The following is a 16,027-nucleotide window of genomic DNA, read 5'->3' on the forward strand; positions in this document are numbered from 1 at the left end:
TTGCTGTCACTGTAGCGATGGCTTCAGGAGGAAGTCGTTGCGGTCGGCGGATTTGACCCGCAGCCATGCCTCGCGGCCGTCGCGAAGTACACGCATCGGAATTTCCGCGCCGGGCGATCCGCTTTCCCAGACCTTGCGATAGAAATCGGCAAGTCCGTCGACTTCGCCGTCTCGGATCTCCGATATCACGTCGCCACGGCGCAGGCCGGCTTTCGCCGCCGGGCCGTCATCGGTCACGCTAATCACCACGACCTCGCCGTTGGTTTCTGCTGAAAAGGCGCCGAGCCAGGGGCGCGGCGGCTTGCTGATGGCGCCCTGGTTGAGCACGTCGTCCAGAATAGGTTTCAGCAGATTGATCGGCACCGCCATGTTGATGTCGGCAAGTTCGCCGCCCTTGCTCATCTGCAACCGCAGCGACCCGAGGCCGACAAGCCGGCCTCCGCTGTCGATCAACGCCGCACCGCCCCAGGAGGGATGCGCCGGGGCGATGAATATGGCTTCGTCGAGCAGATATTCCCAATAGCCGGCGAACTCCTGCTTCGCGACGATACTGCCACGCACATATTGGCCTTCGCCATCGGCAAAAACGATATCGTCTTCTACGGATGCCTTGTCGGAATCTCCGATCGGCATTGCCGGCAGGTCGAGCGGCGACAAGGCCTGCACGAGGCCGAAACCGCTTTCCTGATCGTAGGCGAGAACATGAGCCTGCACGACGCGGCCGTCATGGCGGGTCAGCCAGACCTCATCGGCCTCGGTCACCAGATAGCCTATTGTCAGAACGAGACCATTCTCGCGGATGACCACGCCGCTGCCTTCACGGCGGGTGCCGAGCGCTCCTGCGGTGAATGCCTTGTCGGGGATGGAGGTTCGGACGGCGACGACCGACCGGAGAGTCTTTTCGAGATCCATGCGGCAAATCCTGAAACGAACCGGATCTGAAATCCCGGTCGGGTCTGAGGTTTTCTGACGTTAAAGTATGGATCGCAGCCGGTGTTCGCAAGGGTTCGTCGAGGTAAACGGCCTGCCCGCCATCGGCGGACAGGCCGAAAACGGCTTACATGTTGCTGGCCATATCCGCCGGGGTCAGCGTCACGGACGTGCCAGTTGCCGCGACGTTCAGGCCGAGCTGGCCGGTAACGCTGACGGTCTGCAGGTGGATCGAGCCGGACGTGCCGCCAACGAGAATGTTGGCGCCGATGCCGGCACCGAGCGTGGCTTCGGCCGTTGCACCCTGGTAAAGGCCACCGAGCGAACCGTGGTGGTAACCAGCGGTCGGCGCGAAGACGGCCCAGATCAGGCGGCTGCGGGTGGTGAAGCCGAGGTCGACGCCCATCTTGCGGACGACACCGGTGTAGCGGTCAAGCGGTTCGCTGCCCATGGTCGACTTGAAGACGCAGTCCGCTTCCTTGGCGGAGCCAAGGACGTAGCCGACTCCACCGCCGATCGAGCAATCGAGATAGCCGATGCGGACGCCGCCACGCTGGTCGGACTCCTGATAGGTAGGCACCGGATCGCGACCGACCATGTCGGCGGCGGAAACCGCGGTGGTGGCGAATGCGACCGGAAGAGCGACGAGCGCTACGGCAAATGTCTTGTTCATCCCTGTACTCCTTATAGTATTTATGACCATCCGTTCGGGTGCGAATGGGTACACAGCGTTGGCTAACGCGTGTGGCGGAAAAATGATCCAGAATATTCGCAACACGAATTGTCACGCTTTGCGCGCGAATGTGACAATTGTGCATGCCGGCCCGGTATGAGAGATCGGGACAAGATCGGCAATCATCACGATCTTTCTGCCAAATGGCCGCAATTGAACGGGAGCGTACGAACTTGGACTTTCTGACGACGGGACCGGATGATGCGGACGTGACTATATTGCTTGCCCATGGTGCCGGCGCGCCGATGGATTCGGCTGCCATGACGGCGGCAAGCGAGGCGCTTGCGGCGCAAGCGATCAAGGTCGTTCGCTTCGAGTTCGATTACATGGCGGCGCGACGGCAGGGATCGCGCAGGCCGCCGCCGAGGGCGGAATTGCTCATCCCTCAATACGAGCAGGCGATATCAGAGCTGAAACGGCGCGGCACGCTGATTGTCGGCGGGAAATCGATGGGCGGACGCGTCGCCAGCATGCTGGCGGATCGCCTTCATGCAACGGGCGCAGTGCAGGGTCTTGTCTGCCTGGGTTATCCGTTTCATCCCCCGGAAAAGCCCGCGCAATTGCGCACCGCGCATCTGGAGACGCTTTCGACGCCGACATTGATCGCGCAGGGGACACGCGATCCCTTCGGCAGTCGGACGGAAGTAGAATCGTATCGTCTATCCGACGCGATCGAGCTTCTCTGGCTGGACGATGGCGATCATGACCTGAAGCCACGCAAATCCGTCTCTGGCTTCACCGCCGCCGATCATCTTCGGACGATGGCGGCAAAGGTGCGGTCGTGGGCCAGCCTGCTATAACGGCAGCCGGGCAGTTTCGCCGTTCTTCCGATCGCGAAACTGTTACGGCTCCTTCACTCGACGCCGTTCTGGATGCAATGCCGCTAAGCACGTCTGCTGGAGCAACCTTAGCGGTCGAACATATCCTGCCACTGCTTCTCACCAACCATGCAGTCGGCCTTCGCCGCCTTCATCGCGATGCGTCGAACCTGCGGTTGAGGCGGGAGACCGCTCACCTCCATCACCAGTTTGCGGCGCACCGCGACGCCGAAATCCTCGATCTTGCGGACCGGAAGAACGAATGAGCCGGGGCCGCCGATGACGCAGTCATCGTAATACTGGTCAAGCCCGGCTGTGGTGCCGGATGGGCGCAGCATGATTGCCAGTCCGTTGATGACGATGCCGGCCTCCACCGCCCTGTCCCGCGCCGGTTCGACCGGGTTGCCGGAATTGTTGGGTCCGTCGCCCGATACGTCGATCACCTGGCGGATGCCCTGATAGGCATTGGAGACGATCATCGTCGCGCCTTGCGCTATCGCCGCCGAAATCGACGTGCGGCGCTGCATCTCCACCGGCCGGGCGGCCAGCTTGTCGGCAAAGGCAATCGCGTCGGCTTCCGTCTCGATCACCTGCCAGTCGATCACCGATCCCTGCACCACGTCGCCCGCCCATTCGAAATAGCTGATGGCGATGCGGCCAGTCAGACCGTTCCTGACGGCATCGATGAACTCTTTGTGCTTGAGGGCTGAGACGTAGCCCTCGCGCTGTATGCGGGCTTCCTCGTAATCCATCGAACGTGACGTATCGACCGCAAGCACCAGTTCGACATCCACTTCCGAACTTCCCTGGGCAAGAAGCGTATTGGAGGCGGACAGGCTCATTAACAATGCAAGTGTTGTAAGCATGGCAATCCATTCACTGCAGTGTCTATCGGCGGACTGTAACACAGGAATTGTCGGCGGCGACCCCTGCCCGATGCGCCAGGGTCAACTTTAGGTGAATTTGCTAAAATACGTCGGCGAAGCCGGTCTGACTTAGAGAATGCCCCAGGCGCGGAACCGCCCGCGCCCCGTCAGCTCGCGCAATTGCAGTTCGGCGATGATCTTCAAGGCGGCCTGGGGCGTCACCGACAGTGCCTTGGCAATCATCCCGGTCGAGATCATCGGACGCGAGAGCGCCAGTTCCACCAGTTGCGGCAGTTTCGAAGACTGTCTTCGGCCGGTCAGCCGGTGCTGCATCTGTTTGGCTGCGAGAACCAGCCGATCGTGTTCCTTGAGGCCGAGTTCGCCGGCTGCGGCGATGGCATCGAGGATCGCAAGCAGCCGCGCGTGGCGGTCACGGCTTGCGCGCGCCTCCCGGCTGACACTCTTGAGCCCGAGGTTGATCGTCGGAAGATGGGCTTCCGTCACCCGCTCCCTGCGCAAAAGCGCCCCGGCCAAAAGCCGGCCGATCCAGGGAGCATGCTGCAACACCTGCAACTGGTTCCAGGCATCGATGGCGATGGCGGCTCTCAGAACGCTCGGCAATCCGGCGGTGTTGCCAAGTACGGCGAGCCATTCTTCCAGCCGCGCGTCCTCGTCCCAATCGGGTTCGTAGATCAGGGCCGCGGCATGGTCGGATGCCGGCTTGCCACGGGCCGACGCGATGATGCTGGACAATATGACGTCGCTTCTCTCGATCGCCGCATCGATCCGCGCCAATTCCCGCGACAACGCGTCCGGTACGGCGCTGCCTGCCTCGACAGGTTCCGGTTCTGCGGGCTGATCCGTAGCACGCATATCGGTGTGCAGGCCTGATCTGCCGCACAGCCTGCCCAGGCCCTCGCGGCTCAGGGCCCAGTCAGGTGCATTGTCGAGAATGCGTCGGCGCGTGCGCAGGATGTCATGGGCGATCGTCAGTTCATGCGTCGGCGCGCGCACGCCCATGGCCGCATCGTGGAGGACGAGATCCTCCAGATGCACCAGTTCGCCGTCGATCCATAGCGAGGCCGCCGCATCGGAAAAATGAGACCGCTCTATCCATCCCTTGCCGACTGCTGAATGCGAGAGACGTTCGTCAAGCCGTGTCAGCGAAGCCGTTGCCCGCGATACGGGTTCGATCAGCCGTTCGAATGGAAGGCTTGCGAGTGTGTAATCCATGGCGGCGAATTTATCCCAGAATCACCTTTGCCATGATAGCGAAGGAACCGTTCCGGGTGAAACGGGATGCGAAACATAAGGCCCAGGCAGGAGAATAAGCATGGATGTCGTCACCGAATTGCGGGCAATCGTCGGCGCCGCTTTCGTCAAGCAAGGTGACGACATTGCGCAGCGTCACTGGGCTGATGCGACGGAGATGCCGCCATGCCGCCCTGCGGCTCTGGTCATGCCGGCCTCGACGGAGGAGGTGTCGGCAGTGCTGGCTCTGTGCCACAAGGCCGGGATGCCGCTGGTCATCCAGGGCGGTCTGACAGGGCTTGCCGGCGGCGCGCGGCCGCAGCCGGGTGAAATCGCCTTGTCGCTGGAGCGGTTGAACGGCATCGAGGAAGTCGATGTTGCCAGCCGTACGATGACCGTTCTTGCCGGCACGCCGCTCTACCGGGTTCAAGAGGCGGCGCGCGATGCCGGCCTGCATTACGGCGTCGATCTCGGCGCCCGCGGGACATGCACGATCGGCGGCAATGTCGCGACCAATGCCGGCGGCGTCCAGGCGCTCCGCTACGGCGTGACGCGGCGCAACGTGCTGGGTCTGGAAGCGGTGCTGGCCGACGGCACGGTGCTGACGGGCCTCAATAAGCTGATGAAGAACAATACCGGCTATGACTGGGCGCAGCTGATGATCGGCAGTGAGGGCACGCTCGGGGTGATCACCCGCGTCTGCCTCTCGCTTGCACCCGCGCCGCCGGCGCTTCAGACGGCACTGTGTGCTGTCGCCAGCGTTGCCGATGCGGCAAGGATCCTTGCAGAGCTGGATCGCAGTTTCCCCGGCCAGCTGATGACGTTCGAAGGCATGTGGCGCGAATATATGGTCGCCAGCGAGGTACTGACCGGCCTGTCCGAACCATTCGAGGACCGCGCAGAGCTGACACTGTTGATCGAAGCAGCGCTCGGGGATGATCAGGCGGCGCAGGACAGGTTCACCCAAGTGCTTTCCGACCTTCTCGAAGCCGGGCTGATGTCCGACGCGCTGATATCGCAATCGCTGCAGGACCGGCACAGTTTCTGGGCCTATCGCGAGGCCAATTACGAGTTCGACCGGTTCATCCCCGAGACCGCCCAGTTCGATATTAGCCTGCCGATGAACCGCATGGATGGCGCGATCGAGGCCATGCGGGAGAATGTCGCCAACCTCGCCCCCGGCGCGCAGTTGATCGTCTATGGTCATATGGCCGACAGCAACCTGCATCTCGCCATCCTTCCCACGAGCCGCGAAGACGATCTCAAGGCTGCGATCCTGTCGATATATGATGTCGTCGGCAGCTCTGAGGGCAGCATTTCCGCCGAACACGGTATCGGCGTTCTCAAGCGCCCCTACCTTTCGCGCAGCCGCGGGCCGGAAGAAATTGCCTTGATGAAGCGGTTGAAGACGATGTTCGACCCGTCCGGCATCCTCAACCGGCACCGGATTTTCGCCGAGGACTGATCTGATGCGCTAAATTTTGGTCACCGGAAACAGCGCGGATGCTTATTCTGCGTGCAAAAATTTATCGAATGGTCAAATTTCTGAGGTACAAGCCGAACGGGTAGGATGAAGGTACTTCTACCTTTTTGATTTATCTTAGTAAAATGCATGTGGCACGAATTCTGCTTATCAAAAGACAAGTCTGCAACGCAGGCGTGGCGACGATGACAGGAGGCGTAGCGACATGGAAGTGGGTGTCTTCATTCCGATCGGCAACAATGGCTGGCTCCTTTCGGAGAACGCGCCGCAATACAAGCCGAGCTTCGAACTCAACAAGGAAATCACGCTCAAGGCCGAGCAATACGGCTTCGACTTCGCGCTTTCGATGATCAAACTGCGGGGTTTCGGCGGCAAGACGGAGTTCTGGGATTATAATCTGGAATCCTTCACCCTGATGGCGGGGCTTGCGGCGGTCACCTCGAAGATCAAGCTGTTTGGCACCGCAGCGACGCTGGTCATGCCGCCGGCTATCGTGGCCCGGATGGCGACGACGATCGACAGCATCTCCGGCGGGCGCTTTGGCGTCAATCTCGTCACCGGCTGGCAGCGGCCGGAATACAGCCAGATGGGACTTTGGCCGGGCGACGACTATTTCGGCGACCGATATGCGTATCTCGGTGAATACACGACGGTGCTCAAGGAGCTTCTGACCACCGGCCAGTCGGATCTCAAGGGCAAGTATTTTCAGATGGACGATTGCCGGATGAAGCCGGTGCCGGAGGGAGGCGTTAAGCTGATCTGCGCGGGATCGTCGAATGCGGGCATGGCTTTTTCCGCGCAATTTGCCGATTACAGTTTCTGCTTCGGCGTCGGCATCAACACGCCGAAGGCCTTTGCCGGAACCAATGAACGCCTGCTTGCCGCGACCGCAAAGACCGGCAGGGATGTTCGCTCCTTCGTGCTGACGATGATCCTGGCGGAAGAAAAGTCTGAAGATGCCTGGGCAAAATGGGAGCATTACAAGGCCGGCGCCGACGACGAGGCGATAAGCTGGCTCGGCCTGCAAAGTGCCGCCGATACCAGGTCCGGTTCCGACACCAATGTCCGACACATGTCCAACCCGGTTTCCGCCGTCAACATCAACATGGGCACGCTCATCGGTTCCTATGAGGAGGTCGCGGCGATGCTCGACGAAATGGCCGAGGTCCCCGGCACCGGCGGCGTCATGCTGACCTTCGACGATTTCGTCGAAGGCGTCGAGAAATTCGGCAAATACATCCAGCCGCTGATGAAGAGCCGCCGTCATGTCACCCAGGCTCTGGAGGCCGCCGAATGAGCGCTGTGGCAGGATATCAGGCACCCGCAGAGGCGCTGCAGAGCGTGACGCTGCCGGCCCGCCCGGAACCGATCGCACTCAAGCCATCGGAGACCGCGGTCGTGGTGGTCGACATGCAGAACGCCTATTCGACCGAAGGCGGCTATGTCGATCTCGCCGGATTCGACATTTCGGGCGCCAAGGGGACGATCGCCAACATCAAGAAGACGCTCGATGCTGCGCGCAGCGCCGGCGTGGCGGTCATCTATTTCCAGAACGGCTGGGACAAGGACTATGTCGAGGCCGGCGGTCCGGGATCGCCGAACTGGCACAAATCCAATGCGCTCAAGCATATGCGCGCCAATCCCGAGATGCAGGGAAAACTGCTTGCCAAAGGGACGTGGGACTATGCCATCGTCGATGAGTTGCAGCCCCAGCCCGGCGATATCCTTGTGCCGAAGACGCGATACAGCGGCTTCTTCAACACCAACATGGACAGCGTGCTGCGCGCCCGCGGCATCCGCAATCTTGTCTTCGTCGGCATCGCCACCAATGTCTGCGTCGAGAGTTCTCTGCGCGATGCCTTCCATCTGGAGTATTTCGGCGTGATGCTGGAGGACGCGACCCATCACCTGGGACCAGACTTCATCCAGCAGGCGACGGTCTATAATGTCGAGAAATTCTTCGGCTGGGTCGCCACGGTCAACGATTTCTGCGCCGTCATTTCGCAGGCCGCTCCGGTCGACGCCTGACGCCATCATCAACCAAGGAGAATGCGAGAATGCCGAAGTATGTCATCGTGCCGGAAGGAACCCAGAAGCCGATCGCGCCCTATTCTCCGGGCACGCTTGCCGATGGCGTCGTCTATGTCTCGGGCACGCTTCCCTTCGACAAGAACAACGATGTCGTCCATGTCGGCGATGCCGGCGCCCAGACTCGCCACGTTCTGGAGGTCATCAAGTCGGTGATCGAGACCGCCGGAGGCACGATGGAGGATGTCACGATGAACCATATATTCATCACCGACTGGGCGAATTATCAGGCCGTCAATGCGGTCTATGCCGAGTATTTTCCGGGCGACAAGCCGGCGCGCTACTGCATCCAGTGTGGACTGGTGAAGCCTGACGCACTGGTGGAAATCGCCACCGTCGCCCATATCGGCAAGTGACGCTTACCGTCTGATTTCCTCCCACCGGAAGGCGTTTCATGTATTTCGATGTCATGGGTCTCAGCGATCCGGCCGCACCGACCATCATCCTGTCGTCCGGCCTTGGCGGGTCGGGCGCCTACTGGACGCCGCAGATGGAGGCGCTTTCATCCTGCTTCCGTGTCGTCACCTACGACCACCGCGGCTGCGGCCGCACCGGTGGCGAGGTGCCGCGCGACGGCGGCATTTCCGCCATGGCCGATGACGTCCTGCAGATCGTCGGCGAACTCGGCCTGGAGAAATTCTCCTTCATGGGCCATGCGCTTGGCGGCCTGATCGGCATGGATGTCGCGCTTCGGCATCCGGGCCTGATCGACACGCTGGTGCTCGTCAACGCCTGGAGCGTCGCGGACCCGCATTCCGGCCGATGTTTCGACACACGGATCGCGCTTCTCAATGACAGCGGCATCGAGGCGTTTATTCGGGCGCAACCGCTTTTTCTCTATCCGGCGATCTGGATGGCAGAAAATTCTACCAGGCTGGCGGGAGAAGAGGCTCATGGCCTTCGACATTTCCAGGGACGGGAGAATATTCTCCGCCGCATTGCTGCGCTTCGAGAATTCGATGTCGATCAGCGATTGGCCGAGATTACCGCGCGGACTCTGGTGATCGCAACGAAGGACGACATGCTGGTGCCCTATAGCCGTTCGCAACTGCTTGCGGAAAAGCTGCCGAATGCGGAGCTTGAGCTTGTCGATTTCGGCGCGCATGCGGTCAATGTGGTAACGCCTGACGTTTTCAACGCGATGGTGCTGCGATATTTGAAGGCCGCCGAATGATGAATACGAGGGACCGTGCATGAACCAGCAGATCACCCTGGCCGATGTGGCGATGGCAGAGACGGCGTCTTCCGTTGTGATCGACGTGAAGGCGGATTTTCGCGAGGCGATGTCGAAGCTCGGTGCAGCCGTCAACATCGTCACGACGGATGGTCCGGCCGGACGCGCAGGCTTTGCCGCGACCGCCGTCTGCAGCCTCAGCGATAATCCGCCGACCATGCTTGTCTGTCTCAACAAGGTGTCCTCGGCCTACGCGGCGGTGACGGAGAACGGCGTCGTCTGCATCAACATTCTGTCCGGCGAACACGAGGCATTGAGCCGGTTGTTCGGCGGCAAGACACCGGTCGAGGAGCGCTTCGCCCCTGCCGACTGGTCGACGCTCGCCACCGGCGCCCCGGCGCTTGACGGCGCGATCGCTTCGCTCGATTGCCGCATCCGCAGCGTTTCCGATGGCGGCAGCCACGATATCCTGATTTGTGAAGTGGCGGAGATCCGGCAGCGGTCGGAGGCATCTGCCCTGCTCTATCTCAACAGGCGGTATCACACGATCGCCTGATACCGTTTTGTCGGTGCTTGTTGGGCTTGCGGCAGTTCAGCCGCGTGGCTGCGACGATCTCGTTAAGCGTCATGCGCTGAGGCGTGAGCGATAACCCTAAAGACTGGAATGCTTTTCAGCTCCGGCTTTCCGCGTCAGGTGGAAAGCCGGAGGAAAATCGTCATTCCTCTGTCGTTCGTGCGGCCTGCGGGCCGAGGATCTCGCGCTTGCCGACGTGGTTCGGCGCACCGACCAGGCCTTCCTGTTCCATCCGCTCGACCAGCGAGGCAGCGCGGTTATAGCCGATCGACAGACGGCGCTGGATGTATGAGGTGGAGCATTTCTTGTCGCGCTGGACGATCTTGACGGCGCGCTCGTAAAGATCGTCGCCATTGTCTTCCGCGCCCATCGCGGACTGGTCGAAGACGGCTGCATCCTCTTCCTCGTCGGCACCTTCGCCTTCCTCGTCTTCGGTGACGCTGCCGAGATAGGAGGGCTGGCCCTGGGTCTTCAGATGCGCGACGACCTTTTCGACTTCATAGTCGGACACGAAGGGACCGTGAACGCGGGCAATACGGCCGCCACCCTTCATGTGCAGCATGTCGCCCTGGCCGAGAAGGTGCTCCGCACCCTGTTCGCCGAGGATGGTGCGGCTGTCGATCTTCGAGGTCACCTGGAAGGAGATGCGGGTCGGGAAGTTCGCCTTGATCGTGCCGGTGATGACGTCGACCGAGGGGCGCTGGGTTGCCATGATCAGGTGGATGCCGGCGGCACGCGCCATCTGGGCCAGACGCTGGATCGCGCTTTCGATCTCTTTGCCGGCGACCATCATCAGGTCGGCCATCTCGTCGACGATGACGACGATATAGGGCAGCGCCGTCAGATCCAGCGCCTGTTCCTCGAACACCTGCTCGCCGGTCGAGCGGTCGAAGCCGACGGGCACGCTGATCATGATCGTCTCGCCCTTGTTGCGGGCTTCGGCAACGCGAGCGTTGAACCCGTCGATATTGCGGACGTTGAGGCGCGACATCTTGCGATAGCGCTCTTCCATCTCGCGCACGGCCCATTTCAAGGCGAGAACGGCCTTCTTCGGGTCGGTGACGACGGGTGTCAGGAGGTGCGGAATGCCGTCATAGACGGAGAGTTCCAGCATCTTCGGGTCGACCATGATCAGGCGGCATTCTTCCGGACGAAGATGGTAGAGCAGCGACAGGATCATTGTGTTGATGGCGACGGACTTGCCCGAACCGGTGGTACCGGCGACGAGCAGATGCGGCATCTTGGCGAGCTCGGCGATGACCGGTTCGCCGCCGATCGTCTTGCCGAGGCAAAGCGGCAGGCGGTAGTCGGTGCCGATATAGGAATTGCTCTCGACCAGCTCGCGCAGGTAGACGGTTTCGCGCTCGACATTCGGCAGTTCGATGCCGATGACATTGCGGCCGGGGATGACGGCAACGCGGGCCGAAAGGGCAGACATCGAACGGGCGATATCGTCCGACAGGTTCATCACGCGGGATGATTTGACGCCCGGAGCCGGGGCGAATTCGTAGAGCGTGACGACCGGGCCGGGGCGCACGTCGATGATCTCGCCCTTGACGCCGAAGTCTTCGAGAATGCTTTCGAGAAGCCCGGCGCTCTGTTCCAGTGCCTCCTGGCTCATCGTCTGTTCTTCGCGCATCTCTGCGACCTGCAGCAGATCGATATCCGGGAAGGTGTAGTCCTCGGCAAAGGTCATGACGCGCGGCTTGCGGGTGACGACCGGGGCCGGCGCGTCTGCCGCGATTTCTGCCTGATGTGCGACAGGTGTGACATCGACGATCGTCGGAGTGACCTCGGCCGGCACTTCGTAAACCGGAAGCGGCTGCGGTTCCACATTCTGCTGTGCCGCCGGCGTGTGACGCAGGGCGATCTGGCGATAGAGGTGAACTGCCGAAGGCGCCTCGATCGCTGGCGTGGCAGCGGGTGACGGTACTGCGACCGCGGATGCTGGTGCGACGACGATCGGCGCGGGTGGAACGAACCGCTGTACTGTCGGGGAAAGCGCGGTTGGCTGCCTGCGCTGGACCGGTGCCTGCTGCCGGGCGACCGACTGAGGCGCTGGTGCCTGCGTCAGTGCCTGTTGCGGCGCCTTCGTCTCGATGTTTTCCGATGCGCCGAGGCTCATCATTTCCCAGATCAGATGGTCGGGCATGGACGTCACGCGGCGCGACGATCCTGCCTGCTGGGCTGCCTCCATCTGGGATGCGTTCTGCTGACTGTGTGCCGATGAAACAACGGGCGCCGAGACCGGCGGCTGCTCCACCAGGCGCTGGATCGCCGCGTCGATCGAATGTGTTGCCGGCTGCGTCGGGGCTTTTGGAGCGAATGCCTTGACGATACGGCGCTGAAGATTGTTCACCTGGGAACCTGCATGAATTTTCTGTTGTATCTGCGGCGCGCCATCGGGCAGCGCGCTTGCGAATTTCGGCGGCTGGATCGCGGCGGCCGGACCTGCCGCTGCCGGGACTGCCGCCTCTTCCGTTTCGGGCTTTGGCTGGCCGCGGCCGGGCGTGCGGGTGAAGCGCACATTCGGGCCGAGCACGAAGGCTCTCTGCCATGTCGGGAGCTTTTCCGGGTCCAGTTCGACCGCCGGAATAGGCTCGGGCATGGGCAGGGGATGATCGGGATCGTTGGCAGCGACGAACTCCTGTTCGTCGCTCGATCCATCATGGCCGATTGGGGAAATGTCTTTGCGGGAAGGCGGGAAATGCATGCTACGCGAAACCATCAAACAACGTGTTCACACCGAACCCTGTTAATAAAAAGAAAACCTTAACCAGGCGTTTCCACCAGGCGGATTTCAGTTCTCATTTTAGGGCAGGCGCAGAGCTTGAATGGTGCTCGAGGTTCTGGATTCCATCAATAAAACATAGCGAAGACAGATATTTATCGTCGTTCCGCGAAGTCGCTTCTGGTGATGCCGTGACGTTGAAGCTTGTCATAAAAAGTCTTGCGCGGCAGGCCGAGCGCCGCCAGCGTCTGTTGCACGTCGCCGCCGAATTCCGTCAGCGTATCGCGGATGATGTCCGCCTCGAAACGCTCCAGCCTGTCCGGTAGCGATCCTCCGGTGCTGGCGGTGACGGTTTGAGCCGAGGCGGCCTGCGGAGGCTCCAGTCCCAGCACGAAGCGTTCGGCATAATGGGAGAGTTCGCGGACATTGCCCGGCCACGGGTGGTCGCGCAGGTGATCGACAACCGCACGCGGCAGGTCCGGCACGTCGCGATCGAACCTACGGCCGGCCTTGCGGGTGAAGTAGTTGAACAGAAGCGGGATGTCATCGCGTCGCTCCCGCAGCGGCGGGATCGTCAGCGTCACCACATTCAGTCGATAATAGAGGTCCTCGCGAAACACCGGGCGCTGGTCGGCATGGCCGAGATCGATTTTCGACGCGGCGACGACACGCAGGTCGACGGGCCGCACCTCGTTCGTTCCAAGCGGCGTCACCTCGCGCATTTCCAGAACGCGCAGCATCTGCACCTGGGTGGACAGAGGCATGCTCTCGATCTCGTCGAGAAACAGCGTTCCGCCGCTGGAATGCTCGATTCGCCCGACGCGCTTCTTCTGCGCACCGGTGAAAGCGCCGGCCTCGTGGCCGAAAAGTTCGCTTTCGATCACCTGCTCCGGCAGGGCGCCACAGTTCAGGGCAACGAAATTGCCGCTGGCGCGCCGGCTCCAGGAATGCAGTGCGCCTGCGACGACTTCCTTGCCGCTGCCCGTCTCGCCGGTGATCAGCACGTCGACATCGGTGTCGGCAATCTGCCGCAGCATGTGCCGCAGGCGCTCCATCGCCGGTGTCTGGCCGATCAGCGGAAGGCCGTCATCCGCGGTGCTGCCCGCCGCCTTCAGGCGCCGGTTTTCGATCGTCAGGGTTCGTTTTTCCACCGCATGCCGAACACACTGTACAAGCCGATCGGCCGGAAAGGGTTTTGCGAGAAAGTCATAGGCGCCGTCCCGGATGGCCTTCACCGCCATCGGGATATCGCCGTGACCGGTCATCAGGATGACCGGCAATTCGGGATCGAAGCCCGCGATCCGTTCAAAGAGCTGCAGACCGTCGAGGCCCGGCATGCGGATATCGGATACGACGACGCCGGGAAAGTCCGCATCGAGCTCCAGGAGTGCTTCGCCGGCCGTCGAAAAGGAGCGGACCTCATAGCCGGCAAGGCTCAGGGTCTGGCCGGTCGCCCGCAGCAGATCCCTGTCGTCATCGATGAGAAACAACGGAACGGTCATTGCGCGGCCCTTTTCAGATAAACGATAAAGCGGGTGCCCTGCCCGCCGGTCTCGGCCTCAAGCCTGCCGCCATAATCGGCGACGATGTCCTTGCAGATGACGAGGCCTAGGCCGAGCCCCTTTTCCTTGGAGGAGTTGAACGGCTGGAACAGTTCTGCGAGAATGTCGGCTGCGATGCCCGGCCCGTTGTCAGCGACCGTGATCGCAATGTCGGCGCCGGAATCGGAGGCTGGATCGGTATCGACGGAGACGGTCACGCGTCCGGTATCCTGTCCCTCGACGGCTTCCAGCGCGTTCTGCAGAAGGTTGATGAAGACCTGTTCGAGCCGCAGCTGACTTCCCATGACATGGACGTTGCCGGCAGTCGGGGTGATCACCAGTTTGTCGAGCGAGCCGGTAAAGCGGCTTTTCAACAGCATCGCCGCGCCTTCCAGCACATCGGACAACAGCACCGGCTCGGCGGCCGTGCGGCCGCGCCGCGCCAATGCCTTGAGGTCGTCGGTGATTGCGCCGATCCGCTCGGTCAGGCCGGCGATCAGCGTCAGGTTCTCCTTCAGCGGCTCGGTTTGCTGCCGATCGAGAAAGACTTGCGAGTTGTCGGCATAGGCGCGGATGGTCGCCACCGGCTGGTTGATCTCGTGGGCGACGCCGGCCGCCACCTGGCCGAGGATCGCCAGCCGGTTGGCCTGGACCAGATCCTGCTGCACGCCCTGCAGCTTGGCTTCGGTCGTGCGGTGGTTGGAAATCTCCGCCTGCAGGCTGTCGCGGGTGAGGCTCAGTTCACGGGTACGCTGGTCGACGCGCCGTTCCAGCTCCTCGCGGGCTGCCTGTTCGCGCACGATCAGCATGCGCGCGGCGTGGCGGCGGCGTATCCAAACGGCGGCAAGTGCAAGGATGATCGCAAGGGCCAGCATGCCGAGCAGCCTGAATTCCCGCATGTCGGCCGCGACGGTACCGTCTATCGGCAGAAGATACTGGAAACTCCACTCGGTTGACGCCACCGGAACGCTGATCTGCAGATAGCGGACTGCGCCTCCGCCGGGCAGGAATACGCGAACGATCGCGGCACCGTCGTCAAGCGTTTCAAGATGTGCGAGCGGCAACGGCACCAGCGGCGCATCGCCGAACTGCAGGCTCTCGCGAATGGCGGAGAGGCTTGACGGTTCCAGCGGTTGCGTCGTCATGAAACGCCAGGATGGCAGGCTGGTGATCAGCACGACATTGTTTTCGTCGGTGACGAAGGACGGTCGCTGGGTGTCGCGCCAATCGGCCTCCAGTTGGTCGAATTCCATCTTGGCGACGACCACGCCAAGCGGCTTGTCCGCCGGGCCGACGCGATGGGAAATGTAGAGGCCCGGCCGATTGCTGACCGAGCCGAGGGCGAAATGCTCAGCCCCTCCCTCGCGCATGCCGCGCGAAAAATAGCTGCGGAAGCGATAGTCGTTGCCGACGAAGCTTCTTTCCTCGCGCCAGTTGCTTGCCGAGATGGCGATGCCATCTGCTGCCACCACATAGATAACGGCCGCCTTGGTTGGGGCGATCAGATCTTCAAGCTTGCGATTGAGGGCGATCCTGCGCGTCTCGTCCGGGCTCGACAGCGCCTCTTCTACCGCAAGATCGCGGGCGAGAAGAAGCGGCAGCGCACGGGGTCGCTCCAGCACGGCGCGCAGCAGCGCGACCTTAAGATTTGCTTCGGTTCTTCCTTGTATGGACAGCGCCGACAGCGCCGACGCGCGGCCATAGCTTCCTGCGATATAAAATACCGCAGCGGAGGCTGCCAACGCTAGCAGGCCAAAGGCAAGCCAGCTCCGGTTATCGGCAAGGAATCTGATCATTCTTCTTCGGTCGGTCACCCGCATATCTGTGCATAATTTCGC

At 61.8% G+C, this 16,027-nt stretch carries 14 protein-coding genes; 7 read left to right on the plus strand and 7 right to left on the minus strand.

Annotated elements, in window-relative coordinates:
- Positions 1–6 precede the first annotated feature (6 nt).
- A complete protein-coding gene (locus tag AC0JZ4_RS23730; protein WP_471888923.1) occupies positions 7–912 on the minus strand; it encodes a S1C family serine protease in 906 nt (301 codons plus the stop codon).
- A 145-nt stretch (positions 913–1,057) separates the two neighbouring features.
- On the minus strand, positions 1,058–1,603 hold the full coding sequence (locus tag AC0JZ4_RS23735) for a DUF992 domain-containing protein (protein WP_471888924.1): 546 nt from the start codon (positions 1,601–1,603) through the stop codon (positions 1,058–1,060).
- A gap of 203 nt (positions 1,604–1,806) precedes the next feature.
- Here AC0JZ4_RS23735 and AC0JZ4_RS23740 point away from each other — a divergent pair, with 203 nt between their 5' ends.
- On the plus strand, positions 1,807–2,463 hold the full coding sequence (locus tag AC0JZ4_RS23740; RefSeq protein WP_471888925.1) for an alpha/beta hydrolase family protein: 657 nt from the start codon (positions 1,807–1,809) through the stop codon (positions 2,461–2,463).
- Positions 2,464–2,570: 107 nt separating this feature from the next.
- Here the strand turns inward: AC0JZ4_RS23740 and AC0JZ4_RS23745 are convergent, their stop codons facing one another.
- Together AC0JZ4_RS23745 and AC0JZ4_RS23750 are read right to left on the minus strand one after the other, a co-directional pair.
- Complete coding sequence (locus AC0JZ4_RS23745; RefSeq protein ID WP_471888926.1) at positions 2,571–3,347, minus strand: DUF1194 domain-containing protein; 777 nt, start codon at positions 3,345–3,347, stop codon at positions 2,571–2,573.
- A 129-nt stretch (positions 3,348–3,476) separates the two neighbouring features.
- On the minus strand, positions 3,477–4,580 hold the full coding sequence (locus tag AC0JZ4_RS23750) for an RHE_PE00001 family protein (protein ID WP_471888927.1): 1,104 nt from the start codon (positions 4,578–4,580) through the stop codon (positions 3,477–3,479).
- A gap of 100 nt (positions 4,581–4,680) precedes the next feature.
- Here AC0JZ4_RS23750 and AC0JZ4_RS23755 point away from each other — a divergent pair, with 100 nt between their 5' ends.
- From AC0JZ4_RS23755 to AC0JZ4_RS23780, 6 genes are all read left to right on the plus strand, one after another.
- On the plus strand, positions 4,681–6,063 hold the full coding sequence (locus AC0JZ4_RS23755; RefSeq protein ID WP_471888928.1) for an FAD-binding oxidoreductase: 1,383 nt from the start codon (positions 4,681–4,683) through the stop codon (positions 6,061–6,063).
- 223 nt (positions 6,064–6,286) lie between these two features.
- Positions 6,287–7,378, plus strand: coding sequence for a pyrimidine utilization protein A (rutA, locus tag AC0JZ4_RS23760; RefSeq protein WP_471888929.1), 1,092 nt, complete (start codon positions 6,287–6,289; stop codon positions 7,376–7,378).
- Positions 7,375–8,109 carry a pyrimidine utilization protein B gene (gene rutB, locus AC0JZ4_RS23765; RefSeq protein WP_471888930.1) on the plus strand — a complete coding sequence of 245 codons (735 nt, stop codon included), beginning with the start codon at positions 7,375–7,377 and terminating at the stop codon, positions 8,107–8,109. Before rutA ends, rutB begins: the two co-directional genes overlap by 4 nt.
- A 29-nt stretch (positions 8,110–8,138) precedes the next feature.
- On the plus strand, positions 8,139–8,525 hold the full coding sequence (gene rutC / locus AC0JZ4_RS23770; RefSeq protein WP_471888931.1) for a pyrimidine utilization protein C: 387 nt from the start codon (positions 8,139–8,141) through the stop codon (positions 8,523–8,525).
- A 38-nt stretch (positions 8,526–8,563) separates the two neighbouring features.
- Positions 8,564–9,343 carry a pyrimidine utilization protein D gene (rutD, locus tag AC0JZ4_RS23775; RefSeq protein ID WP_471888932.1) on the plus strand — a complete coding sequence of 260 codons (780 nt, stop codon included), beginning with the start codon at positions 8,564–8,566 and terminating at the stop codon, positions 9,341–9,343.
- A 52-nt stretch (positions 9,344–9,395) separates the two neighbouring features.
- Positions 9,396–9,899 (plus strand): flavin reductase, encoded by a 504-nt coding sequence (locus tag AC0JZ4_RS23780; protein ID WP_471889084.1) that lies wholly within the window; start codon positions 9,396–9,398, stop codon positions 9,897–9,899.
- A gap of 160 nt (positions 9,900–10,059) precedes the next feature.
- Here the strand turns inward: AC0JZ4_RS23780 and AC0JZ4_RS23785 are convergent, their stop codons facing one another.
- The 3 genes from AC0JZ4_RS23785 to AC0JZ4_RS23795 form a co-directional block, all read right to left on the minus strand.
- Positions 10,060–12,645 (minus strand): DNA translocase FtsK, encoded by a 2,586-nt coding sequence (locus tag AC0JZ4_RS23785; RefSeq protein ID WP_471888933.1) that lies wholly within the window; start codon positions 12,643–12,645, stop codon positions 10,060–10,062.
- A 158-nt stretch (positions 12,646–12,803) separates the two neighbouring features.
- Positions 12,804–14,150: a sigma-54-dependent transcriptional regulator gene (locus AC0JZ4_RS23790; RefSeq protein ID WP_471888934.1), complete on the minus strand. Its 1,347-nt coding sequence runs from the start codon at positions 14,148–14,150 to the stop codon at positions 12,804–12,806.
- Positions 14,147–15,985 (minus strand): sensor histidine kinase, encoded by a 1,839-nt coding sequence (locus AC0JZ4_RS23795; RefSeq protein WP_471888935.1) that lies wholly within the window; start codon positions 15,983–15,985, stop codon positions 14,147–14,149. Before AC0JZ4_RS23795 ends, AC0JZ4_RS23790 begins: the two co-directional genes overlap by 4 nt.
- Positions 15,986–16,027 lie beyond the last annotated feature (42 nt).

Source organism: [Rhizobium] kunmingense (assembly GCF_977018605.1).